General features: G+C 74.2%; 18 protein-coding genes and 1 rRNA gene. 10 read left to right on the top strand and 9 right to left on the bottom strand.

Annotated features, from left to right (window positions below; translation table 11 throughout):
* Nucleotides 1-10: 10 nt before the first annotated feature.
* From BL253_RS30485 to BL253_RS30500, 4 genes are all read right to left on the bottom strand, one after another.
* Nucleotides 11-736 (bottom strand): TetR/AcrR family transcriptional regulator, encoded by a 726-nt coding sequence (locus tag BL253_RS30485; RefSeq protein ID WP_081438850.1) that lies wholly within the window; start codon nt 734-736, stop codon nt 11-13.
* A gap of 25 nt (nt 737-761) precedes the next feature.
* Nucleotides 762-2,321: an MFS transporter gene (locus tag BL253_RS30490; protein ID WP_081438858.1), complete on the bottom strand. Its 1,560-nt coding sequence runs from the start codon at nt 2,319-2,321 to the stop codon at nt 762-764.
* A 197-nt stretch (nt 2,322-2,518) separates the two neighbouring features.
* Entirely contained in the window at nt 2,519-4,459 is a 1,941-nt protein-coding gene (locus BL253_RS30495; RefSeq protein WP_076820759.1) for a rhodanese-like domain-containing protein, read from the bottom strand.
* Nucleotides 4,460-4,646: 187 nt separating this feature from the next.
* Nucleotides 4,647-6,140, bottom strand: a complete 1,494-nt coding sequence (locus tag BL253_RS30500; RefSeq protein WP_076820760.1) for a carboxylesterase/lipase family protein — start codon at nt 6,138-6,140, stop codon at nt 4,647-4,649.
* A gap of 377 nt (nt 6,141-6,517) precedes the next feature.
* Between BL253_RS30500 and BL253_RS30505 the strand changes: the two genes are divergently transcribed.
* The 6 genes from BL253_RS30505 to BL253_RS30530 all read left to right on the top strand — a co-directional run bounded on the left by BL253_RS30505 (nt 6,518) and on the right by BL253_RS30530 (nt 12,893).
* Entirely contained in the window at nt 6,518-7,297 is a 780-nt protein-coding gene (locus BL253_RS30505) for a hypothetical protein (RefSeq protein WP_131831611.1), read from the top strand.
* Between the two features lie 98 nt (nt 7,298-7,395).
* Nucleotides 7,396-8,379: a hypothetical protein gene (locus tag BL253_RS30510; RefSeq protein WP_076820762.1), complete on the top strand. Its 984-nt coding sequence runs from the start codon at nt 7,396-7,398 to the stop codon at nt 8,377-8,379.
* Complete coding sequence (locus tag BL253_RS40625) at nt 8,376-9,350, top strand: hypothetical protein (protein WP_076820763.1); 975 nt, start codon at nt 8,376-8,378, stop codon at nt 9,348-9,350. Before BL253_RS30510 ends, BL253_RS40625 begins: the two co-directional genes overlap by 4 nt.
* A gap of 10 nt (nt 9,351-9,360) precedes the next feature.
* Nucleotides 9,361-9,792 carry a hypothetical protein gene (locus BL253_RS30520; protein WP_076820764.1) on the top strand — a complete coding sequence of 144 codons (432 nt, stop codon included), beginning with the start codon at nt 9,361-9,363 and terminating at the stop codon, nt 9,790-9,792.
* A gap of 49 nt (nt 9,793-9,841) precedes the next feature.
* The gene (locus tag BL253_RS30525; protein ID WP_131831612.1) at nt 9,842-10,648 is read left to right on the top strand and encodes a copper resistance CopC family protein; all 807 of its coding nucleotides are present in this window, start codon (nt 9,842-9,844) and stop codon (nt 10,646-10,648) included.
* Entirely contained in the window at nt 10,638-12,893 is a 2,256-nt protein-coding gene (locus BL253_RS30530; RefSeq protein WP_081438853.1) for a bifunctional copper resistance protein CopD/cytochrome c oxidase assembly protein, read from the top strand. The genes BL253_RS30525 and BL253_RS30530 overlap by 11 nt, the downstream gene beginning before the upstream one ends.
* Before the next feature lie 80 nt (nt 12,894-12,973).
* Here the strand turns inward: BL253_RS30530 and BL253_RS30535 are convergent, their stop codons facing one another.
* Nucleotides 12,974-13,333, bottom strand: coding sequence for a YkvA family protein (locus tag BL253_RS30535; RefSeq protein WP_076820765.1), 360 nt, complete (start codon nt 13,331-13,333; stop codon nt 12,974-12,976).
* 219 nt (nt 13,334-13,552) lie between these two features.
* Between BL253_RS30535 and BL253_RS30540 the strand changes: the two genes are divergently transcribed.
* Both BL253_RS30540 and BL253_RS30545 read left to right on the top strand, forming a co-directional pair.
* Entirely contained in the window at nt 13,553-14,182 is a 630-nt protein-coding gene (locus BL253_RS30540; RefSeq protein ID WP_076820766.1) for a pyridoxamine 5'-phosphate oxidase family protein, read from the top strand.
* 148 nt (nt 14,183-14,330) lie between these two features.
* Nucleotides 14,331-15,188 carry a thioesterase family protein gene (locus tag BL253_RS30545; RefSeq protein WP_241835286.1) on the top strand — a complete coding sequence of 286 codons (858 nt, stop codon included), beginning with the start codon at nt 14,331-14,333 and terminating at the stop codon, nt 15,186-15,188.
* A gap of 76 nt (nt 15,189-15,264) precedes the next feature.
* Here the strand turns inward: BL253_RS30545 and BL253_RS30550 are convergent, their stop codons facing one another.
* The 3 genes from BL253_RS30550 to BL253_RS30560 all read right to left on the bottom strand — a co-directional run bounded on the left by BL253_RS30550 (nt 15,265) and on the right by BL253_RS30560 (nt 19,646).
* On the bottom strand, nt 15,265-17,220 hold the full coding sequence (locus BL253_RS30550) for an Hsp70 family protein (RefSeq protein ID WP_241835287.1): 1,956 nt from the start codon (nt 17,218-17,220) through the stop codon (nt 15,265-15,267).
* A gap of 82 nt (nt 17,221-17,302) precedes the next feature.
* The gene (locus BL253_RS30555) at nt 17,303-18,934 is read right to left on the bottom strand and encodes an acyl-CoA synthetase (protein WP_076820768.1); all 1,632 of its coding nucleotides are present in this window, start codon (nt 18,932-18,934) and stop codon (nt 17,303-17,305) included.
* A gap of 244 nt (nt 18,935-19,178) precedes the next feature.
* Nucleotides 19,179-19,646, bottom strand: coding sequence for a universal stress protein (locus BL253_RS30560; RefSeq protein WP_076820769.1), 468 nt, complete (start codon nt 19,644-19,646; stop codon nt 19,179-19,181).
* 252 nt (nt 19,647-19,898) lie between these two features.
* On the opposite strand from BL253_RS30560, the gene purU reads away from it, so the two are divergent.
* Nucleotides 19,899-20,855 carry a formyltetrahydrofolate deformylase gene (purU, locus tag BL253_RS30565; RefSeq protein WP_241835288.1) on the top strand — a complete coding sequence of 319 codons (957 nt, stop codon included), beginning with the start codon at nt 19,899-19,901 and terminating at the stop codon, nt 20,853-20,855.
* Nucleotides 20,856-20,889: 34 nt separating this feature from the next.
* On the opposite strand, the gene BL253_RS30570 is transcribed toward purU, so the two are convergent.
* On the bottom strand, nt 20,890-21,681 hold the full coding sequence (locus BL253_RS30570; protein ID WP_076820770.1) for a class I SAM-dependent methyltransferase: 792 nt from the start codon (nt 21,679-21,681) through the stop codon (nt 20,890-20,892).
* Between the two features lie 1,574 nt (nt 21,682-23,255).
* On the opposite strand from BL253_RS30570, the gene BL253_RS30575 reads away from it, so the two are divergent.
* Nucleotides 23,256-23,595 (top strand): 16S ribosomal RNA (locus tag BL253_RS30575); the annotation flags it as partial.

Raw genomic sequence — 23,595 nt, forward strand, 5'->3', positions numbered from 1 at the left:
CGCCCGGGCGTCAGCCGAGGCGGAGCACGGGGCTGGCGGCGACGAGGTCCTCCCAGTCGCCCTGCGTGACGGGGCGGGTGGCCAGCGGGCGCTCGCCGCCCGGGCGCAGGCTGTCGACGAGCAGGTCCAGGTAGCGGCGCCAGATCACCGGGGCGGCGTGCTGGGTCGCGTCGATCAGACCGGTGATCGACCAGACGACCACGCCGACGTCGTACGGCTCGACGTCGGCGCGGACCCGGCCGGCGGCCCGCGCCTCGGCGAGGATCAGCCCCAGGGTTCGCACGTACTCGTCGCGCAGCGGCCGGGCGACGGCCGCGTCCCACAGCCGGCCCGAGCGGACGCCGTCGATGGCGTGCTGCTCCGCCATCGCCCGGATGAAGACCTCCAGCCGCTCGGCCGGCTCCGGGTGGCCGTGAGCGGCCTGCGCCGTCGTCAGCAGCTGCTCGAAGAACGGGCGGGCCAGCTCGTCGAGCAGCGCGTTCTTCGTCGGGAAGCGCCGGTAGACGGTGCCGACCCCGACGCCGGCGCGGCTCGCGACCTCCTCGACGGTGAACGCGCCGCCGCGCTCCCGGTAGAGCTCCAGCGCGGCGGCCAGCACCCGCTCCCGGTTGCGCGCCGCGTCACAGCGCAGCCGCTCGGCGCGCGCAGGCGTCCGCGCCGATGTGGGGGAGGCCGGGGCCGGCCCCGCCGCAGCCGGCGCGGCCGCGACCGACGACGCCGAGGCCACGGAGGTCATGTCACCAGCCTAGGCCAGAACCCGATCAGCTCGCCGCTGGAGCGGCGACGGCTTGGTCCGCCCTGGCCGCGGGCACCGACGAACCCGGCTCGCCCGTCCGGCCCGACCTGGCCCGCAGCGTCGGGACCAGCGCGCCGGCCAGCGCCGCGACCAGCGTCGCCACGCCCAGCAGCACGAGGCTGGTGACGTAGCTGGACTCCTTCGGGTACCCGCCAGGCAGGCCGCCGGAGGCGAGCACGCTCGCGACGATGCCGCTGCCGATCGACCCGCCGATGGTGCGGATGTTGGAGTTCATGCCGGTGGCGGCGCCGGTCGTCTCGATCGGGACGGCCTGGATGATCAAATTGGCCATCGAGGAGAACGCCAGGCCGATGCCGATGCCCTGCACACCCGACATCACGATGAAGTTCCACGGCGAGCTGTGCGCGACGACCAGCTCGGCGCTGGCCGCCGCGGCCACCACCGAGCCGACCACCAGCGGCAGCTTCGCGCCGAACCGTTCGGTGATCCGGCCGATCAGAACGCCGAGAACCAGCATCGCCACCGTGCCCGGCAGCATGTACAGGCCCGAGAGCGTCACCGACGCGCCGAGGCCGTAGCCGACGCTCTTCGGCGTCTGCATCATCGGCGGCACGATGATGAAGGTCGCGTACATCCCGATGCCGAGCAGCAGCGCGGCGACGTTCGTCCACCACACCRCCGGGATCCGCATCACCTGCAGGTCGATCAGCGGCACCGCCGAGCGGCTCTCCACCAGCATCCACACGCCGAACAGCGCGACCGCGGCGACGAACAGGCCGATCGTGCCGCCCGACGCCCAGCCCCAGGTGGAGCCCTTGGACAGGCCGAGCAGCAGCGCCACCAGCCACGCGGCGAGCGCGCCCGCGGCCGGCAGGTTCACCGAGCCGGTCGCCCGCACAGGCGACTCGGGGATGAAGAAGATCGTGGCGACCAGCGAGATGCCGGAGACCATCAGCGGGAACCAGAACAGCCAGTGCCAGCCCAGCGACTCGACGATCGGGCCGGCGAGCACGACGCCCAGGCCGCTGCCGATGCCGAGCATGCCGGACATCAGGCCGATCGCGGCGGGGACCTTGGCGGGCGGGAACTCGTCGCGGATGATGCCGAACGCCAGCGGGAAGATCCCGCCGGCCAGTCCCTGGATGATCCGGGCGATGATGAGCAGGCTGATCGAGTCGGTCAGCCCCGAGATCAGCGAGCCGATGCTGAGCGCGGCGAAGACGACCAGCAGCATCCGCTGCTTGCCGAACAGGTCGCCGATGCGGCCCAGGATCGGCGTGGCGATCGACGCGGAGAGCAGGAACGCGGTCAGCAGCCACGAGACCGTCGCCTGCGAGGTGCGCAGGTCGTGCTGGATCACGGGCAGCGCGGGCAGGACCAGCGACTGCAGCACCGTGTACGCGAACGCGCCGAGCGCGAGCGTGACGAAGATGACCGTCGAGTTGCCCCGCCCCGGCGCGCGCGGCTGCGGGTGCGTACCGGTGGTCGGCCGCTCGCCGGCGGCGGCGTCGGGGCCTGATGACGCGGCGCTGCCGGGGCGGCGACTGCCGGGTTCGGCGGACATGGGGCTCCGTTCGCGGGCGGACGAGAAGGGGGCGAGAAGCGGAATCGCGCTCCGGATCATACGACAACCGGAATCGTCTTCCGCTTCCGTCGCCCACGTTGCTTCCGTCACCCGCGTCTGTCTGAGCCGGGTCCGGCCGGGCGACGCGCGCCGCCCGCGCCCGCCCGCGCCGCCCGCGGTCGCGTGGGCCGGCCCGGTCAGCTCGCGCCGGTCGCGACCGGGCGGTCCGGGTCTGACGACCAGTCCGACCACGACCCGGGATAGAGCACGGCGTCGATCCCGGCGACGGCGAGCGCCGCGAGCTCGTGGGACGCGGTGACCCCCGAACCGCAGTAGACGCCGACCACACCCGTGCCCTCGCCGGCGCCGAGGGCACCGAACCGGGCGCGCAGCACCTCCGCGGGCAGGAACCGGCCGTGCTCGTCGAGATTGGCCCCGGTCGGGGCGCTGCGGGCGCCCGGGATGTGGCCGGCGCGCGGGTCGACGGGCTCGATCTCGCCGCGGTAGCGCTCGGCGGCCCGGGCGTCGAGCAGGATCCCCTCGACGGCGACGCGCGCCGCCCCCTCGGCGTCCAGCGTCGGCAGCGCGCCGCCGCGCAGCAGCACGTCACCCGGCGCCGGGACGACGTCGCCGGTCTCCAGCGGCAGGCCGGCCGCGCGCCAGGCCCCGAGCGCGCCGTCGAGGATGCGCACGTCGCCGACGCCGGCCCAGCGCAGCAGCCACCAGGCCCTCGCCGCCGACTGGCCGCCGTTGTCGTCGTAGACGACGACCCGCCGGCCCGCGGCCAGGCCCCAGCGGCGGGCGGCGGCGGTCAGCGCCGCCGCGTCGGGCAGCGGGTGGCGCCCCCCGGGGACTGACGCCGGGGCGGCCAGCTCGGTCTCGAGATCGACGTAGACCGCGCCGGGCAGGTGGCCGGCCAGGTAGTGGTCACGCCCGTTCGGGTCGCCAAGCGCCCAGCGGACGTCGAGCAGCAGCGGCGAGCCGCCGGCGAGCAGCTCGTCGCGCAGCTGCTCGGGGTCGACGAGGACGGCGGCTGGCGCCTGGCCGTCGGCCGTCGCGCCGTCGCTCGCCGTGGCGGGCAACGTGCGGCCGGCGGCGGTGAGCACGGCGGTCAGCTCCGCCTCGCCGAACGACGACGGGGCGGCGCCGGTACGGGCGGCGGTGCCGATCCAGCGGGCCAGCGCCGCGTTCACCGGCGCCTCGATCCCGTGCAGGCGGGCGAGCAGCACGATCTCGCCGTTGAGGTAGTCGGACTCGACGGAGGCGCCGCGGGCGAGGCTCTGCCAGGTGGAGCTGCCGGAGCGCTCGTAGCCGGGGATCTCCTTGATCGACCAGCCGGAGAGGTCGAGCCCGGGGGCCGTGATCGGCTCGGCGGGCTCGATGCCGGCCGCGGCGAACGCGGCGCGCGCCTCGTCGGCGACCGCGGCGACCGTCGCGTCGCGCAGCGGACCCGGGCCGACGGCGGCGTCGACGTTGTAGGCGAGGTTGCCGAGCAGCTTGCCGGCCTTGTAGCGGCCGATGTCGTCGACGACGGTGGTCGCGAACCCGCCGCGCCGCAGGTCGGCCGCCACCTGCTCGGCCGCCTGGTCACCCGGGTGCGCCGACCCGGGTCCGCCGCGCGGCGCCCGCCCGATGACGAAGCCGCCCACCTGCGGCGTGCCGGGCGAGACGACCTCCCCGGGGCGCAGGTGGGTCGCGGGAATCACGACCACGGTGTCGATCACGGTGGCGAACCGTCGCAGCGCGCCCCGGACGCTGTCCATGCCGTTCTGCGGCAGGACGACGGGCAGCGCCTCGGCCGCCACCGCCGGCTCGCCCGGGGCGGTGCCGAGTCCCGGCTTGGCCCCCTCGACCGGCTGCCAGGCCCAGGTGGCCAGCAGCGCCTCCGCGTCCTGCGACTTGGTCGCGAGCACCAGCACGTCGCCGGCGCGCAGCCGGACCTCGTCCGGGCCGGCGGCGACGTCGAGCGCCACCCGCCGTTCCCCGTCCGGCCGCAGGTAGCGCAGCCCGTGCTCACGCAGCGCGGTCAGGTTCGCGCCGCGCGCGACCACCACCACCGGGATGCCGGCCTCGGTCAGCTGAGCGGCGACGCTCGCGCCCACCGCGCCAGCGCCGATGATCACATACCTGGAGCTCACGATCTTCCTTCCACCCGCCCACCCGCGACCGCACCAACCCCACGCTCAACGCCCGCCATCCTCGGCACCATTCACCTGGACGACAGGATTTATCGCGTCTTGAGCAACCTGTCACACTCGCGCAACAACGGGCCGCCGGCCGCCGGCCGCCGGCCGCCACGCAGGCACTGGCTGAGGCAGGCGCTGGCTAAGGCAGTGACAGGCCGGACCAGGCGGCGTGGAGGCGTTCGTCGGGGTGCTCGACGACCCGCGGTGAGGTGCTCAGCAGCAGGCGTGACCGGCGGTCGGGGCCATGGCGGGGCCAGGGCGGCAGGGCGGGGGTGGCAGGGTCGCCGGTGCGGGCGAAGGCGAGCAGGGCGTCCTGCCACAGCGCGGCGGCCCGCCGGGCCGGGTCGGGGCTCGCAGCGTCGGCTCGCCCCCAGGTCAACGGAAGGTCGGCGCCGTGTGGCACGGGCACGTAGTCGCCGCGGTCATCGGGCGGGCCGAGGCCGTCGCGGTCGCCGGGCTCGTCGGGGCGGTCGAAGCGCAGCATCCACACGCGGCCGCCCGCGGCGTGCGCGGCGTCGGAGAGGCGCGCCGCCGGCCGTGCGAACGCCGCGTCGGTCAGCAGCGCCGAGCGGGCCCGCGCACCGTGGGGCTCGGCGTAGTGGGCGAGCAGGCCACGCCACCGGTCGTCGCCGAGCGTCGCGCGCAGCCGCGCCTCCTCGGCCGCCGGCACCACGTCCGGGGCGAGCGTCAGGAAGAGCTCCATCTCGTCGCGGCACCAGGTGACCAGCAGCGGCACGTCCCGGCAGGCGCCGGCCGCTATGGCCCGCGTCGGCGGCTCGGGCAGTACGGCGCCGTCGACGGTCGGCAGGAACGGGTCGCTCGACGAGGCGAGCAGCGCCTCGCCGGCACGGACCAGCTCGGCCGTCGACGCCTCGGCCGGTGGGCGGCCGAGATGGTCGACGAAACGGCGGCCGGCGGCCTGGGCGGCGGGAAGGCCGCGGGCGTGCTGCGCCGCGCCGCTCTGGAGCACCGCCCGGTGGAACAGCCCGCGGGCGGCGGGTGCGGCCAGCAGCGCGCCGATGTGCATCGCCCCGGCGGACTCCCCGAAGACGGTCACCCGCCCCGGATCGCCGCCGAAGGCGGCAACCGTGTCGCGCACCCAGCGCAGCGCGGCGATCTGGTCGAGCAGCGCCAGGTTGCCGGCCCCGGGCTCGCCGCGGCCGTCCGGGGTCAGGTCGAGGTGACCCCACGGGCCGAGGCGGTAGTTGATCGTGATGACGACGGCGTCGCCGCGGGCGGCCAGGCGCGCCCCGTCGAACGAGCTGCCGGCGCCGCTGACGAAGCCGCCGCCGTGGATCCAGACCAGCACCGGCCGTGGCGGTCCGCCGGGGCCGGGCCCCGGTGACCAGACGTTGAGGTAGAGGCAGTCCTCGGAGCCGCGCGGCGCCCGGGCGCGCCGTCCCGGTCCGCGCAGCCCCGGCGGCCGCAGCTGCGGGCTCGTCGGGCCGAACGCCGAGCAGTCGCGTTCACCCGTCCAGGGGCCGGGTGGCCCCGGCGGCCGGAACCGCGCCCGCCCGACCGGCGGCGCCGCGTATGGCAGCCCGCGCCATACCCGCACCGCGCCCAGGTCCAGCCCACGGGCGTCCCCCCACGGCGTCCTCGCCACCGTGGCCACCGAAGGCAGCGTGGTCATCGGGTCGGACCCATTCCTCTCCCCGGTCGCGGGCGGAACTCGCATTCCTGGCACAATCGGCGCCCCGGGCGGGCGACTGTGGCGCACGGGCGACCGTACGCCACCGGGCCGACGTGTCCTGGCGGGCAGCCCCGCCCCGCCGGGCGGACGTGCCCGCCGGCACCGCCATCCCGGCCGGAACCGCTGTCGCCCCGGCGTCATCATCGCGTTCTGGTATCCCGGGGTTGCTGACGCCCAGGGCCGCTGACGGCCGAAGTTGTCGACGCCCAGAGAGGACCTCGTTGAACGACTCCGCGTGGGTCTTGCCCGGCCAGCCGGGCGTGTTGTCACTGCCACTCGCCGAGGTGGCCGCGTCGCGTGAGGGCGAGGAGACGCGGATGYGGGCCGGACTGCTCACCGTGACGGTGGCACTGGTCGGGCTGGGCTGCTCGCTGATCGCGCAGGGCGCGTTCGACGACCGGCTGAACGCGAGCGTCGACCTGGTTGTCGCCGGCGTTTTCGACGCCTACTACGCGACCGGGATTCTCGGTGCCGTGGTCGCGCTCGTCGCGGGGCGGTGGGTGCGAGGCGGCGCGATCGCCTGTGCCTGCTGCGCGCTCGTCGGACTGGCCACGGTCGGGTTCGCCGTCATGTGGGCCGACGCCGACAGCCTGCCGGCGTCGCTCGTCCCCGGGATGACCGCGTCGTTGGGCTGCGGCGGGCTCGTTCCCGCCGCGCTGCTCGCCACCGGCCGGCGGTGGCCCGCCTGGATCGGCGCGGCGCTGGTCATGGCCTTCTGCGGGCTCGAGATCTATGTGATGCGGGACCTGCCGACGTGGCCGGGCGACGGCGGCTCACTGGACCAGGCGGGCGTGGCGGAGACAGTCTCGACGGACCGCCTCGCGCTCACACTGTTCGGCGTGGTGGCGCTGTTCGCGGGCGGAGGCGGATCCGTGGACGCGCTGCGCGCCTGGTCCGGTGCCCGGCGAAGTGCCTGGCCGGCGGGAGCCGTCGCCGGCCCGCCCGACCTGCCCGTCCCCTCCCCGGCTCTCGCTCAGCACCCGACGAAGGAGGAGGGCGACGATCTCGACCTCGTCGAGGGAGGCGCCCAGTGGCTGACTCGTGCCGTTGACGGGCCGGCGGCCCTCGGCCTTGACCCGGGAACGGGCCGGCGGTGAGGGACTTCGGTGTGGTCGGTCAGCGTGCTGGCGCATCGCCGCCCGACGCGTTGGCGCCCGTCCCGCCGTCCCGCACTGCTTCCCGCACGTTGGCGCCGGTGGCCTGGCCACGGGCCGCCCGGGCGGCGCTGTACACGGCGACCCTCGTCATGCTTGGGCTCAGCTGCGGCCTGCTCGCCTGGCTGGCGTTCGAGACACGGCTGTTCCTGGGCGGGCTGTCAGCCCAGGACCAGGTGCCAGCGCTGGCGGCGCTCGCCGGCGGCGCCCTGACCGGGCTGGGCGTGAGTTTCCTGGTGCGGCCGACGACGCTGATCAGCGCGACCTGTCTGATGATCGCGAGTGCGACGACCGCTCTCGGCGTGATGGGGCACGACGCGGGTGCCACCGCCGCGCTGGTGCCCGGCTGCGTCGCCGCCTTCGGCGTCGGCGCGCTGGTGCCCGCGGCGCCGCGGGCCGCGGGCCGGACGCGGGCGGCGGTCCTCGGCGGTAGCATGATCACTGCCGTGGCGCTGGCGCTGATCGCGCCCCTGACCTCCGCGGCGCACGGTGGGTCCCCGTCGGCCTGGACCGACGCGGCGGACTCCGCCGGGCGCCCCTATTACACCTGGGACGCCCGCGGCTTCGGCAACGTGCCGGACGGCGCCACATATCGCGATCGCTTCCTGACCGACCCGATCCGGCTGACCGTGTTCGGCGTCGTCACCTATCTCGCGGCGATCGGCGGGGTCGCCGAGGCGTCCGTCGGCCGGCGCTCCAGGGGGCGGGGGTTCCGCGCCCGGGCAGCCGGGGCCAGGCAGGCCGTGTTCGCGTTCCTCGTCCGTTGCGGGGTGGCGTTCGGCCCCGTGGTGGGGAACGGCCCGGTTCCCCGGGCGCGCGTGTTCCGCCGTGCCCGCTCCCGGGCGGCCCGGCCCTCCCCGGAGGTGATCAGCCCGAGCGAGGTGAACGAGCCGACCGAGCCGACCGCGGCCGGTCAGCCGGGTGAGTCGGGCGAGGTGGCCTTGGCGGGTGCGGCGGGTGCGGCGGGTGCGGCGCCGATGGCTCCGTCCGGTCTCGACGGCTCGCGGCCGGCCGCGCTGCCATGAGAGACCACACTCCCCGGCGGGCGCAGTGGCCCACCGACCCCCGGCCGCGTGTCGAGGCGGGAGGCTGGCGGCTTGCCGTCGCCGCCGTCGCGGCGGGGTTGGCGGCGGTGTGGATCTGGGAGTTCCTGCGCTTCCAGCCGCTGTCCGCCGGGGTGGCCGGCGCCGCGGCCGGGCGTCCCGGGCTTGGCGCGGCGCTGTGGGCGATGGTCCCCACGTTCGCGGCGCTGTTGGGCGGGGCAGTGGCCGCGCTCGCGCTGCTGTGGCTGCGCGCGATCGTTCCGTGGGGGGTGGTGATGTGTGGCTGCTGCCTGGCGGCCACGGCCCCGGCGCTGCTCCTGCTGGACGACGAAGGTTCCGGCTATCCACGCGCGGTGATCGCCCCGAGCCTGGCGGCCGGGCTGGGCTGCGCCGGGGCGCTGACCGCGGTGGTGGCCGGCTGGCGCGCGCCCGGGCCGTCGGGGCTGGGGCCGGGACCGGCGGCCTCGGGATCGGTGGTCTTCGCCTTCACGGTCGTCGGCTGGGCTGTCGGCTTCCTCGCCGCGGCGGCCTGGCGAGGCTTGGCGCGCACGACGGCCCACCCGACGGCCCACATCGTCGAGGAGCTTTCGCCATACCAGTCCGAGTCTCGCTGGTCCTCCTACGACGCCGGCCTGCTGCTCGCCACCGCGGCGGCGCTGGCCGCGGCGTTCGTCGTCCTACAGGCGGCGTCCCGCGCCGCGCTCGCCGGACCGGTCGGCCGGCCCGCCTTCCTCGGGAGGCTCCGCGCGCCGYGCCGCCCGCCCTCGACGCCCGCCGACCAGGGCACCGGGGGTGCTGGGGCCGCCGGGAGTACCTCGACCCTGGATGTGCTCGAATGGCCGCCCGCACCGGCGGAGCCGTCGGTCAGTGAGGACGGACGTCGAGCGCCGGACGTCGAAGGTCGGCTTCGTGATGCACGGGTGGCCATAGCTTCTACGTGGCGTAGAAGATAGCGTTTTCGGAATGGAGACGGTCTGGGATCTTGTCGTCGTCGTGCATCTGGTCGGGATGGCCGCCGTCGTCGGCGGGTGGCTGACGCAGCTCGGAGCCGCGCGGCCGCGCGTGCCCGCGGTGGTCGTGTACGGCGCGGTCGCGCAGGTGATCAGCGGGCCGGCGCTGGTAGGGCTGGCGTCGTCCGGCGCGGTCGACAAGGACGTCGACAACGTCAAGATCGGCGTGAAGCTGGTCATCGCGCTGGCGGTCTTCGTCGTCGCCTACCTTGGACTGCGGCGTGACGACGAGGAGCGGGCGTTGCCCGCGCCGGCCAGCGCCAGCGCCAGCGGCGGCGGCGCTGGCACCGTGTCGGCGGCGCGGGCGGTGGACCCGCGGGCGCCGGTGAACCTGGCCGGTGGCCTCGCCCTCGTCAACGTGCTGATCGCCGTCCTCTGGCGGTAGCGGAGGGCGACGGCGGGCCAGGTATCTTCGACGTGACGTAGAAGCGAGCGTGGGTGTGAACGGTGGCGGTGTGGCCCTCGAGCCGAACCCGTGGCCGTCGCGCCTGGCGGGGCTGGGGCTGGAGTCGCCGATGCGCGGAGTCGTTGCCGGACGGCGGGGGAGCCTCGCCGCGGCCCACGGGGTGGGACGTCCCCGGCGCCGACGGGCCCGCGGTGCGGCCGTCCTCGCCGCGACCCTGGTGGGCGGGCTGGCGACGCTCGGGATCCTCGCCGGCGCGTCGCCCGCGAGCGCGCACACCCAGCTGACGTCGAGCACGCCGGCCAATGGCGCGACCGTCCCGACCGTGCCCGATCACATCGAGCTGCTGTTCGCCCAGCGTCTGCTGGGCCTGGGCGCGGTCGCGGTCGAGGGGCCCGGCGGCGCCAGCGTCGCCGCGGGCAAGGCGGTCCTCGACGGCGCGACCGTCATCCAGCCGCTGGCCGCCAACCGGCCGGCGGGAACCTACCGGCTCGCCTACCGGGTGGTCTCCGCGGACGGCCACCCGGTCAGCGGCGAGATCACCTTCACCGCGACGGCCGCGACGGGCCAGTCCGCGCCGGCGCCGTCGACCGCGGGTGCCTCTATGGCCCCGGCCCTGACACCGACGGCAACCCCGGCGGCGGCCGGAGACCCGACCAGCGCAGCGACCGCGCTGACGAACTCCGGGGAAGACGCGAGCGGGAACGGCGGGTGGTCCACCGGCCTGACAGTGGGAGTCGCGGTCGGGGCCGGCGTGGTGGCCGGCGGCGCGGTCATCGCGGTGCTGACCAGGCGCCGGCAGGGGAGTCGCGGGCAGGGGAGTACCGATGGGACCTGAGCAGGCGCCAGCCGCGGCCGGCACCGGCCTGGCCGACACGGACCTGGCGGACGTCGGCGCGGTCGATGCCGGTCTGGCGGACGCCGACGGGACCACCGGGACACCCGGGACGGTCGCCGCTTCGACGGGCGCCGAGCCCGCTGCCTCGGCCGCCAGCCCGCCCGCCGCTCCGCCTGCCGGCGCGAGCAGGCCCCAGGAGACGGCCGGCGAGGACGACGGCGCCGCCGAGGGAGGCTCGGGACGGTGGCCGGCGATCGCCGGCGTGGCCGCGGGCGCCGTCGCGATGGTCGTGACGCTCGTCGTCGTGCTCAAGGCGGGCGGCGGCGCGCCGAAACGGCTCCCCGCCGAGCTCGCCGGGGCCGATCCCGGGCTGTTCACCGGCTGGGGGCTGCCGATCAGCCGGCTGATCTGTGACACGGCCGGCGTCGCCACGGTCGGCGCGCTGCTCGCCGCCGCGTTCCTCTTCCCCGCGGCCGGCGGGAAGCCGGGGGCGGCCGGCAGGAGGATGCTGCGCTGGGCGTCCGCCGCCGCCTGGGTGTGGTGCGCCGCCTCGCTCGCCCAGTTCGCGTTCACCGTCTCCGACCTGATCGGGCGCCCGCTGCCGGGCGCGCTGAGCCGCCACAACGTCAGCAACGTCATCGACGCCGTGCCGCAGCCGCGGGCGCTGCTGATCGTCGCCGGCCTCGCGTTCGCGATCGCCATCGGCGCCGGGGTGGCCCGCAGACTGGATACGTCCGCGTGGCTCGCGGTGCTGGCGCTCGGCGCCCTGCTCCCGGTCGCGATGACCGGGCACGCGCACGGCTCCGGCGGCCATGATCTCGCGACCGTCAGCAGCGGGCTGCACGTTCTCGGAGTGTCCGCCTGGGTGGGCGGGCTCGCCGCGCTGCTCGTCGGCGGGCGCCGGCTCGCCGGTCGCGAGCTGGTCACCGCCGTCACCCGGTACAGCGGGATCGCGGGGCTCTGCCTCGTCGTCGTCACCCTCAGCGGCGTCGTCAACGCGTACGTCCGGGTGGCCAGCTGGGGCGCGCTCCTCGACAGCCGCTATGGCAACCTGGTGATCGCGAAGGTGGTCGCGCTCGTCGTGCTCGCCGGCCTCGGCGCGGCGCACCGGCGGTTCACGATCCGTCGCCTCACCGCCTCACCCGGGCGGCGCCGGCCGTTCCTGCGGCTCGGCGCCGCCGAGGTCGCGGTGATGGGTATCGCGATCGCGCTCGGTGCCGGGCTGTCCCGCACCCCGACGCCGGCGAGCGCCGACGGCGCGGCGACCGACGACCCGGTGGTGTCGATCCTCGGCTTCCCGATGCCGTCGCCGTTCACCGCGGGCCGGATCGTCACCGGGGCCCGCCCCGACCTGCTGTTCCTCACGATCGTCCTGCTGGGCGCCTGGCTGTACCTGACCGGCGTGATCCGGCTGCGCCGCGCCGGCGCGTCCTGGCCCGCGGGGCGCACCGTCAGCTGGCTGCTGGGGCTCGCCGTCATCGCGTTCGCGACCAGCAGCGGGCTCGGCCCCTACGGCCGGGTGCTGTTCAGCGTGCACATGGCCCAGCACCTGCTGCTGATGATGCTGGCGCCGGTGCTGCTGGTGCTCGGCGCGCCGGTGACCCTCGCGCTGCGCGTGCTGCCGACCGGGGTCACCGGCACCACCCGCAGCGCCAGGGCCTGGCTGCTGCGGGTCGTGAACAGCCGCTGGCTGGCGTTCGTCTCCCACCCGGTGGTGACGTTCACCCTGTACTCGGTGTCGCTGTACGTGCTGTACCTGACGCCGCTGTACGGCTGGGTGCTGCGCAACCATCTCGCGCACCTGGCGATGATGTGCCACTTCCTCGTCGTCGGGTACCTGTTCTTCTGGCTGCTCATCGGTGTCGACCCGGGCCCGCGCCGGCCGTCCTACCCGGCGCGGATCATGCTGCTGTTCCTCGCCTCGGCGGTGCACACGTTCTTCGGCGTGATCCTGATGGTGTCGAACGAGGTGATCGGCGAGTCGTACTACCGGCTGCTCGACCGGCCGTGGGGCGGCTCGCTGCTCGACGTCCAGCAGGTCGGCGGCGGCATGGCGTGGAGCTTCGGGGAGCTGCCGTCACTGGCGGTGCTCGCCGCGCTGTTCTTCCAGTGGGCGCGAACCGAGGAGCGCCACGGCCGGGCCAAGGACGCCCGGATGGACAGCGGCGAGGACGACGAGTTCGAGGCCTACAACCGCTACCTGGCGGGCCTCGCGAAGCCGGGCCGGCGGCCTCCTCGCCCCTGAGGCCGCCGCTTGGCCGGGTCGCCCCGGAGCCGGAGGCGGGGCCGTGGCTCGGCTTCCCGAGTCGGGGGCGTGACCCGGGTTCACCTCCCGAGCCGGCGGCGGTCCCGGGGCACCCGCCCCGCGTCGCGGCTCAGGTCCTCTCGCATGTCCAGGCCGCCGGCCGTGGCACGGCGGGCCGCGATCAACCGGGCGACGTAGAGCGCCGCGGCGAGCAGGACGCCGCCGTCGTCGACCAGGCCGAACGGTCCGAACACGACCTCCGGCACGGCGTCGACCGGGGACACCAGGTAGGTGAGGGCGCCGACCGCGGCGACCACGCCGCGCAGTGGCACCCGGTACTTGACGAGCACATACCCGCCGGCGGCCACGAGGGCGAGGCCGACCAGGCCGACCACGGTCAGGATGACCAGTGCCGTGGTGGTGAAGGTGTCGTGGTCCACGCCGCCTGCGCCCCTTCCAGGTGCCGCTCCGGCCGCGCCCGGCGCCGCGTCGGCGCCGGATCGATCGGCCTTGCCTCACGACCATGCCCAACATCGCCCGGCGCCGAACGTCAGGAGAACGACTGTCCTGTCGAGGATCGTGTCCCTGTCGGGACGGCGGGATCAACGGGGGCGGCAAATGGGGCGACGTCGTGGCCCGGCGGGGGCGAGGATCGGGGCATGGGAAAGGTCTACGAGCGGATCGACGGGCGGCTGCGGGACTTCGTCGAGGCGCAGCCGATGTTCTTCGTGGCGACCGCGCCGCTGTCCAAGGATGGGCACGTGAACCTGTCCCCGAAGGGCGGGGCGGACACGTTCGCGGTGTTCGACGAGCACACCGTGGCCTACCTGGACCTGGGCGGCAGCCACGCCGAGACGATCGCGCACCTGCGGGAGAACGGGCGGATCACGCTCATGTGGTGCGCGTTCTGGGGGCCGCCGAAGATCGTGCGGGTGCACGGGCGCGGCGACGTGGTGTTCCGCGACGACCCGCGGTTCGGCGCGCTGCTCGCCCGCTTCCCCAGGCCCGGCCAGCCGTCGGTGCGTGCCGTCATCGTGGTGACGGCCGAGCAGGTCAGCGACAGCTGCGGGTACAAGGTGCCGCTGATGGAGCCGGTCGGGGACCGCGCGCTGCACGGCGAGTACTTCGGCCGCAAGACCGACGAGGAGTTCGCCGCGTACTGCGAGGCGAAGGACTTCAACGGCCAGAGCATCGACGGTCTCCCGGCGCTCCCGCTGCCCCTGCCACCGCTGCCCGACCCGGCTCCCGCCCCGACGCCGACGCCGGTCGGCGCGCGCCGCCACGGCTGACGGCGGCGTGATTGACGGCGGCGTGATTACGGCGGCGCGGCTGACGGCTGACGGCCGTCGCGACCGGTGTCGCGGCTGGCCCGCCGGCGGGCTGTGACGCGGATCACCCCGCCGGGCGGGGTGGGTGGAAGCGGCCTAACGTCGGGCCGTGGCCGACGGCGGCGTATCGACGACCAGTGAGTCCTCCGCGGTGCCGGGCGGCTCGCCGCCCGTCGCGGACGGCGTGAGCCTATACGTCGAGCTGGGTGACGGGCGCTGGCGCGCGACCGAGCACACGGCGGGGCCGTGGGACCCGGCGGCGCAGCACGGCGGGCCGCCGAGCGCGCTGCTGGCCCGGGCCGTCGAGCGGACCGCGCCACGCCCGGACATGATGATCGCGCGGTTCACCACGGAGCTGCTGGGGCCCGTGCCCGTCGGCGAGCTGAACCTGCGGTCGCGGGTCACCCGGCCGGGGCGCAGCGTCGAGCAGGTCGAGGCGGTGCTCACCGCCGGCGGCCGGGACGTGGCGCGCGCCACCGCCTGGCAGGTCAGGCGCGCCGAGGGCGCGGGCGTGCCGCCGCGCCACCCGGCGCCCCCGCCCCTGCCGGGAGCGCCGCCGCCGCGCGCGCCCGGGCCGGGGCGCCTGCGCGGGTTCGCGAGCGCGATCGAGTGGCGCTCGGCGGGCCGGGGACGGATGAGCGTGCCCGGGCCGGCCGCGCTCTGGGGCCGACTGCGTTACCCGCTCGTCGCCGGCGAGGAGACCAGCCCGCTGCAGCGGGTGCTGGCGCTCGCCGACAACGGCAACGGGATCTCCAGCGAGACCGACTTCCTGACGACGTACTTCATCAACCCGGAGCTCACCGTGCATCTGCACCGCGAGCCGGCTGGCGAGTGGATCTGCGTCGACGCGACGACGGCGATCAGCCCCGGCGGCGCAGGCCTGGCCACCACTGTGCTGTCCGACCTCGACGGCCCGGTCGGCGTCGGCGCCCAGGCCCTGCTCGTCGCCCCGCGCCCCGGGCGTTAGACCGAGTCCCGAGTCCCGAACCCCGGCCCGCGACGCGCGTCCGCCGTGCCTCCGGCCGGACCGTTCCCGCGCGGGGCTAGAACACGAGCGGGAGGTCGCTGGCCGAGCCGGTCGGGCCGAGAGTGATCGGGTCCTGGAACGTCGTCGCCAGGTCGACGCGCTCGGTGTGCTCGCTGCCGCCCGCCAGGTCCCGGGCGTGGATGGTGAGCTGGCGCCGTCGGTCGACCGCGAGGACGATCTCCACCCGGGCCGTGCGCGCCGCGGTCGCCGCGAGGCCCGTCAGCTCGAACTGCCGGACGCGCCGGAACGTGCCCCCGGGCACGAAGTAGCCGCCGTCCTCCACGATGTGGACGGTGATGGCGTCCTGGTCGTCGGCCGCGTTCGTGACGAGCACCGTCTCGCGGACCGGCACGGACTTGCGAGCCGTGATGACCTCGCGGAACCTGCCCCCGGYGATCTCGACACCCAGCGGGTAGGCGACGGTCGTCGTGACGATGGGCAGGTTCTCGAAGACGGGGCCGCCGTCGATGCCGTTGAGGCGCCGCGCGCGGGTCGCCGCCCGGGCGCTGGCACGGTCGATGACGCGGGACTCGGCGCGTCCCGTCCCCAGGTCGGTGGCGGTCACCCGCAGCGTGCCGCCCGCGTCGACGTCGAAGGCGACGTCGATCCGGTGCGCGAACGCCGGCGCCGGGGCCAGATCGGTGATGTCGAGCCTGGCGAGGGCGATCGCGTCGTCCCGGCCGGCCCGGTCCTCCTCGGACTCCACGACCAGCACGGTGACCGAGGACTGGTTGTCGACGGCGGTCGTGAGCAGCTGATGGCGCCGGGTCGGCACGGTCGTGTTGCGCTGGATGACGGGGAGGTACAGCCCGCCGACCTGCTCGACGCCCACCGACGCCGGGATGACGTCGCGCAGCCGGAGGTCCTTGACCTGCCCGGTGAGGCCGGCCGCCTGGAGGGCGGCGCCCGTCACGACCCCTTCGGAGATGGTGCGGAACGGCGGCTTGCCCGCGAGCTTCTCGACGAGCCCGCCGACGGCCGGCATCCGGGCGGCGCCGCCCACGAGGATCACGTGGTCGATCTCACTGGCACGTAACGCGCCGTCGCGCAGCACCCGTTCGAAGGGCCCGCGGCAGCGTTCCAGGGTGGACTGGGTGATGGTCTCGAGCTCGTCCCGGGTCAGGGCCACGTCCACATGCGCGAAGCCGTCGCCGGCGCGGGCGAGGTGCGGCAGGTAGACGTTCGCCGTGGACGCCGCGGACAGGTCGATCCGCGCGGTCTCCGCGGCCTCCCGCAGCCGGGCCAGCGCCGTCAGGTCCCGGCTGATGTCCAGTCCGTGCTGCTCCCGGAGCAGGGCGACGAAGTAGTCGACGACGGCCTGGTCCCAGTTGTCGCCGCCGAGGTGGTTGTCCCCGGCGGTCGCCTTCACCTCGCACACGCCGGCGCCGATCTCGACGAGCGAGACGTCGAACGTGCCACCACCGAGGTCGAAGACGAGGCTTCGCTCCTCCTGCGCGCGGTGCAGGCCGTGGGCGATCGCGGTGGCGGTCGGCTCGCTGACGATCCTCGCGACCTCGATGTCGGCCATCCGCGCGGCGTCCTCCAGGGCCCGCCGCTGCACGTGGCTGAAGTAGGCGGGAACGGTCAGGACAGCCGTGCCGATGCTGGTGCCGGCGTACTCCCGCACGTCCGCGTGCAGCCGCCTCAGCACGAACGCGGCGACCTCCTCGGCGGAGTAGCGGGTGCCGTCGTGCTCGTGCGACCAGTCGCTGCCGAGCCGCAGCTTGACGGACCGGATCGTGTGCTGGGGATTGGTGACCGCCTGGCGCAGGGCGGCGGCGCCGACCAGCGGCGGCCCGTCGGCGACGAAGGCCACGACGCTCGGCGTGCTCAGCGTTCCCTCGGGGTTCGGCACGAGCCGGACCCGGCCGCGCTCGAAGATGCCGACGGCCGAGTTGGTGGTACCGAAGTCGATGCCGACCGCCGGCTCGGCCACGGTCTTCCGCGCCTGCTGGGCCTGTCCGTCCGACATCATTCACCATCACCCCGTCGTCGATCTCCGGTCCGGACGGCTAAACCGTAGTCGATCGACGACTTTCGGGTATTTGGTTGGCTCAGCGGGTGGCCGTGGTTGCGGACCGATAGTGCTCGCGGAGAAGGTTCTTGCGCAGCTTGCCGGTCGGCGTGCGCGGCAGCTCGTCGACGAAGTCGACGCCGCGCGGCGCCTTGTAGTGGGCGATCCGGTCCCGGACGTAGGCGATCAGCTCGTCGGCGAGGCCCGGGCCCGGCTCGACGCCGGGGGCCGGCTCGACGATGGCGTGCACCCGCTCGCCCAGGTCCGGGTCGGGGACGCCGATGACCGCGACGTCGAGGATCTTCGGATGCAGGGCGAGCACGTTCTCGATCTCCTGCGGGTAGATGTTCACCCCACCGGATATGATCATGAACGTCGCCCGGTCGGTCAGGTAGAGATAGCCGTCGGCGTCGAGGTGGCCGACGTCGCCGACCGTCGTCCAGGTCGGGTGCTGGGGGTGCTGCGCGGCGGCGGTCGAGGCCGGGTCGCCGTGGTAGGTGAAAGGCAGGGTCTCACGCTCGAAGTAGACGATGCCGTTCTCGCCCGTCGGCCGCTCCCCGCCGTCCTCGGCGCAGACGCGGACGACGCCGAGCGCGGACCGCCCGACCGTTCCCGGCCGCTCCAGCCACTCCTGGGACGAGACGAACGTGATGCCCGACGCCTCGGTCGCGGCGTAGTACTCGTGCAGGATCGGGCCCCACCAGTCGATCATCGCCCGCTTCACGTCGGGCGGGCACGGCGCGGCGGCGTGGATCGCCGCCTGGTGGGCCGACAGGTCGAAGCGCTCCCGCTCGGCCGCGGGCAGCTTCAGCATCCGGACGAACATCGTCGGCACCCACTGGCTGTGCGTCACCCGGTACTTCTCCAGCGCCTCGAGCGCGGCCACCGGTTCGAACCGTTCCATCATCACGACCGTGCCGCCGAGCGCCTGGACCGCGCCGCCGAACCGGAGCGGGGCCGCGTGGTAGGCCGGCGCCGGCGACAGGTAGACCGTGACCGCGCCCATCCCGTACTGGATCTGCAGCATCGGCGGCAGGATCATCCCGGGCTCGCCGCTGCGGTACTGGGGGAGCGGCGGGCGGATGCCCTTGGGCCGGCCGGTGGTGCCGGATGAGTAGAGCATGTCGGCGCCGGCCCACTCGACCTCGGGGCGCTCGGCCGGCGCGGCAGCGACTGCCCGCTCGTAGTCCTCATGGCAGTCGAGCTGGACGCTCGGCTGGCCGGCTGTGTCGCCTGTGTCGCCTGTGTCGCCTGTGTCGGTGGTGTCGGCAGCGGCCGGCTCGTCCGCCGAGGCGAAGAGGTAGCGATGCCGGACCCGGGGGGTGGCCTCGACGATCCGGGCCGCGAACTCGCGTTGCCGCGAGGAGACGACCAGCGCCGCCGCCTCGCAGTCATCGACGATGTAGGCGACCTCCGACGGGGAGAGGTGCCAGTTGACGGGGGTCACGTACAGCCCGCTGCGTAAGGCGGCCCAGTAGACCTCGAAGCAGTGCCGGTCGTTCTCCGCCAGCAGCGCGATCCCGTCGCCGCGCCGCAGCCCCGCCGCGGCCAGGACATTCGCGAACCGGGCCGAGCGCTCGTCCAGCTCGCGGTAGGTCAGCGTCGCCCCGGAGCCGGCCATGATGACCGCGGCCCTGCCCGGCGTGAGGGCGGCATGCGTAGCGGGATTCAAGGCGACCCCCCTGGCGATAGTGTGACGACAGTCACGCTAACAGCCGGATGGGCTGGGACGTGGCGGTTCCGGCACAAGCGGAACGCCGGCTCCGGGGCGGTGCGCGGCGAGTCAGTCCGCCCCGCCGCCCCGCCGCCCCGCCGTCTGTGGCCGGCTGTCCGGCGTCGTTGCCTGCCGCCTGCCGCCTGCCGCCTGCCGTTCGCCGTTCGCCGTCCGGCGCCTGCTGGTCGCCGGGCTTGTCGTGTCAGTGACTGGCCTTCGTGCCGTGTTCGAGCCGCGGCCGGACGACCAGAACCGGACCGGTCGCGTGGTGGATCACCGCCGTGCTCACGGAGCCGAGCAGCGCGCCGACGAAGCCGCCGTGCCCGCGCGAGCCGACGACCACCAGGTCCGCGTGCTTGCCGGCCTCGACGAGGACGGACGCTGGCAGGCCGGGGCGCAGCTCGGCGCGCACCCCGTCGGGGAGCTTGTCCCCGAACGCCGCGGCGAGGGCCCCCTGGAGCTCCTGACGGGCACCCTCCTCCCAGGCGCCGGCGTCCAGTGGGAAGGCCGGCAGGTAGGGGCCGACGACCGGCAGCCGCCAGGCCATCAGCACGAGCAGCTCCGCGCCATGCAGCTCGGCCTCCCGGGCCGCCCAGCGCAGGGCCTCGAGCGAGCCCTCCGAGCCGTCGATGCCGACGACGATCCGGCTTACCGTGCCGTCTGTGGTCATATGAGTCCTCCGGGTCCGGCCACGTTGACGTTCCGTCTACTGAGCACCTAGCCCCGCGGTGACCGCGGCAAACGGGAACCGTGGCCCGCTCGTCATGGCCCGCTGGTCACGGCCCATCTGGCCCATCTGGCCCATCTGGCCCGTGCGCGGGGCAGGCCGGCACCCGCCGAGCGTCCTTGCTCCCCGGCGRCTCCCTGCGGCCCGCGGCGTGGGAGCCCCCGCCTCGGCGGGCAGGAGGGCGACGATGAGGAGATGACCGAAGGGGCGACGAACGCGGACGGCGGCGAGGCTGGTGCGCGCGGCGGCGCGAGGCGGCTGGTGACGCCGGCGGCGGTGGCCGCTCACGCCGAGCGGTACCGGGACGTCGGGCGGGTGCTGGTCACCTGTCCGGACCGGCCCGGCATCGTCGCCGCCATCTCGGGCCTGCTGTTCCGGCACGGCGCGAACATCACCGAGCTGCAGCAGTACTCCACCGACCCGTTCGGCGGCACCTTCTTCCTGCGGATCGAGTTCCACCGCGAGGACCTCGCGGGCGAACTGCCGGCGATCGAGGAGGGACTGGCGCGGCTGGCGGCGGGCGCGGCGACGCGCTGGCGGGTGGCCACACCGGCGGTGCGCCAGCGAGTGGCGATCTTCGTGTCGAAGGCGGACCACGCGCTGCAGGAGCTACTGTGGCGAACCCACTCGGGCGAGCTGGAGATGGACGTGCGGATGGTGGTGTCGAACCATCCGGACCTGGGCGACGCCGTCGCGGGCTGGGGAATCCCCTACCACCACATCCCGGTGACGACCGAGACCCGGGACGAGGCGGAGCGGCGGGCGCTGGCGCTGCTCGCGGGCCAGGTCGACCTGGTGGTGCTCGCCCGCTACATGCAGGTCCTCACCCCGCGGTTCCTCGCGGCGTTCCCCGACCGGATCATCAACATCCATCACAGCTTCCTGCCGGCGTTCGTCGGCGCCGACCCGTACAGCGCGGCCGCCCGGCGCGGAGTGAAGCTGATCGGGGCGACAGCGCACTACGTGACCGCCGAGCTCGACGCCGGGCCGATCATCGAGCAGGACATCGAGCGGGTCGACCACCGTCACCAGGTCGCTGACCTGCGCCGGATCGGCCGGCACGTCGAGCGGGCAGTGCTCGCGCGCGCCGTGGGCTGGCACACGCAGGACCGCGTCATCGTCCACAGCAACACAACGATCGTCTTCGCCTAGAGCCGCCGTGTGGAGCCGCCGCGGCGGACCGCGCTCAGCGCTCGCCTTGGCTGGTGGTCTTGCGGAGGCGCCAGATGCACTCCGAGGGCCAGCGTCGCGCCCACTCGTTGTCGGACCGTTGGCGGCCGCTCAGGGCTGGATCGTCCTTCGGGCGGGTTTCCAGAAGATCCTCGATGGCCAGTCCGCAGGAGCGGAACAGTCCGATCCACTCGCCGTACGGGAGGTTGGCGCTGACGAGCCCGTCGGCGTCGGCGAACATCCGCAGATCGAAGTAGTCCCTGGCCAGCTTGCGGCCCGCGCGGTCGCTGCCCGCCTCGACGGTGATCTCGTACAGCGGGCTGATGTGGCTGAACGCCAGCAGGCCGCCGACGCGCAGAATGCGGGCCGCCTCCGGGATCGCGCGCAGGGGGTCGGCGAACGAGAACGCGCCGTGGTCGGCGAACACGATGTGGAACGAGCCGTCGGCGAACGGCACCTCCTCGGCGCTCGCCTGCACGAGCGGGAACGTCAGCCCGGTCTCGCGCTGCAGGCGCAGGCTGTGCTGCAGCTGGCGCTCGGACAGGTCCAGGCCGACGGGGTTGGCGCCGCGGCGAGCGAGCGCCGTGGACCACTGGCTGCCGCCGCAGCCCATCTCCAGCACATCGAGCCCGGCGACGTCACCGAAGATGTTCAGCTCCGACTCGGGCAGTCCCCACAGCCCCCAGGCGACGTCGCCCGTGAATGCCTGGCCTCGGATCCGAGGGGCGTTGAAGCGCTGGTAGTCGTCGGATATCTCGTTCCAGCGCTCCCGGTTGGTGCGCACGTGTGTACCCACGACGTCGCTCATCGGCTTGTCACCGGCCGCTCGTCCGTTCGTTCGTTGCTCTGATGTTTTTCTTTGACGCTCATCGTTGACGTTCTTTTCCTGCCATTGCCTACTGTCGCGTGCCTGCCGTCGCGTGCCTGCCGTCGCCGGGCGATGTCATGGCCCGGACGAGGGCGCTGGCCGACGGTCAGTGCCGCCACCCGCCCTGTGGCCCTGGCGCCCGCCACCCAGCGTCCCGTGCCGTGATCGCACCTTTGATGGATGGCGACTGGGAACGGGCGCGCTGTCCAGCGGCGGTAGCTGGCATCCGGTCGGGCTGGCCGCTGGAGGCGTGCCGCGGCCAGGGAGCCGACTCTAGGCGAGCGAACCTGGGGACGCTGTCCTGGGTCAGCCCGAAGTGCGCCGCGTCCCGGCCGGGCCGGGACGGAATGTCGTGCTGGACCGCGGCCGCCGCGAAGCATCGCGGCGGCCCGACGGATCACGGGCGGCCCAGGGCGGGTGTGACGGCATGCGGCGCTGCCTGGTGGCCCGCGGTGCCGGTAACCGCGGCCCCGCCGGGACGGGTGCCGCTGGCGCGCCTGGCCACGCGGCTCGAGGTGCTGGCAGGTGTCGGCAGGTCCCAGCTCCCGCGTCGCGTCGCGTCGCGGAGGCGGACCGGACAGACGGAGGCGCGGATGGCGAACGCGTGGATGGCGGGCGACGGCGCACGGATGCGCGGATACGCCGAGGCCGGTATCTCGGTTCCCGGCGTGTGGGAGGGATGTCGCGGGAGAGGTGGAGGGCGGGGCGGCGGCCCGCGACTGGCCGACCGTCATGGGACGGCCGTCCGTGGACCGGCGACGGAGCACCGGCGCGGGCATGCCTCGTGTCGGGTGCGGACCGTCACATCACCCCCCCGACAAACTCCGTTTGCCGGGGTGTAACGTTGCCCTTCGCCTCACCAGCCACGGCGCGAGCCGCGGCAGCCGGGGTCGGCATCGTCGCCGGAGCACCGTGACATCGGGCCCCGATGAAGCTGACAAAACGGGGTGGGGTAAGGTGCTACAGACCTCGAAAGTGGCGGGCAACCGGCTTAGCCGGAGTGAACCGACATCGGGGCGTCGTACCGGGAGATAAGCCAGAAAAATCCGCGGGAGAGTCGCGAGACTCGCTTGATGAGGCCATCTGGTAAGTTCTCGGACACGGCGAGGTGGTGGCAAATCCARCCAGCGGCCGGATTTGACAGCACTTAAGAAGCTCCGTAAAGTACGAAATGTTCCGCAGCCGGGAAGCCGGGTGCGGGAAGCACCCCCGGTCTTCGGGCCGGGAAACAAGTGGTAGCGTGGGACCGGCTCCAGCCGGTACGCGCCGGTGAAGTACCCAGCAGGGTGTGAATCCGGTTCATGCGTCCGCTCCTTGAGAACTCAACAGCGTGCCATAGAAGTCAGTGCCATATTTTTACCCCGTTCCGCGGGTGGCGCTGCTGGCCTGGTCTGATGCCTGGTTGGTGGTGTTGTCTGTGGGGGTTTGTAAGGTTCCTTTGGCATTTGATGGACGATCTACGGATCTGTGTCCATATTTTGYCGGGGTTTCTCCCATCGAGGGAGTTCAAAGCATCGATGGAGAGTTTGATCCTGGCTCAGGACGAACGCTGGCGGCGTGCTTAACACATGYAAGTCGAGCGGACCTTCGGGTCAGCGGCGAACGGGTGAGTAACACGTGGGCAACCTGCCCCAGGCTCTGGAATAACTCCGGGAAACCGGGGCTAATGCCGGATATTCACAGTACCGGGCATCTGGTGGTGTGGAAAGATTTATTGGCTTGGGATGGGCCCGCGGCCTATCAGCTTGTTGGTGGGGTAATGGCCTACCAAGGCGACGACGGGTAGCCGGCCTGAGAGGGCGATCGGCCACACTGGGACTGAGACACGGCCCAGACTCCTACGGGAGGCAGCAG

Origin of the sequence: Pseudofrankia asymbiotica, from assembly GCF_001983105.1 — a bacterium.
Lineage (GTDB): Bacteria > Actinomycetota > Actinomycetes > Frankiales > Frankiaceae > Pseudofrankia > Pseudofrankia asymbiotica.

Bases quoted from the DNA above. Each gene is read 5' to 3' on its own strand.
- BL253_RS30485 (WP_081438850.1), bottom strand. From the start codon at position 736: ATGACCTCCGTGGCCTCGGCGTCGTCGGTCGCGGCCGCGCCGGCTGCG.
- BL253_RS30500 (WP_076820760.1), bottom strand. From the start codon at position 6,140: ATGACCACGCTGCCTTCGGTGGCCACGGTGGCGAGGACGCCGTGGGGG.
- BL253_RS30520 (WP_076820764.1), top strand. From the start codon at position 9,361: ATGGAGACGGTCTGGGATCTTGTCGTCGTCGTGCATCTGGTCGGGATG.
- BL253_RS30530 (WP_081438853.1), top strand. From the start codon at position 10,638: ATGGGACCTGAGCAGGCGCCAGCCGCGGCCGGCACCGGCCTGGCCGAC.
- BL253_RS30540 (WP_076820766.1), top strand. From the start codon at position 13,553: ATGGGAAAGGTCTACGAGCGGATCGACGGGCGGCTGCGGGACTTCGTC.
- BL253_RS30560 (WP_076820769.1), bottom strand. From the start codon at position 19,646: ATGACCACAGACGGCACGGTAAGCCGGATCGTCGTCGGCATCGACGGC.
- purU (WP_241835288.1), top strand. From the start codon at position 19,899: ATGACCGAAGGGGCGACGAACGCGGACGGCGGCGAGGCTGGTGCGCGC.
- BL253_RS30570 (WP_076820770.1), bottom strand. From the start codon at position 21,681: ATGAGCGACGTCGTGGGTACACACGTGCGCACCAACCGGGAGCGCTGG.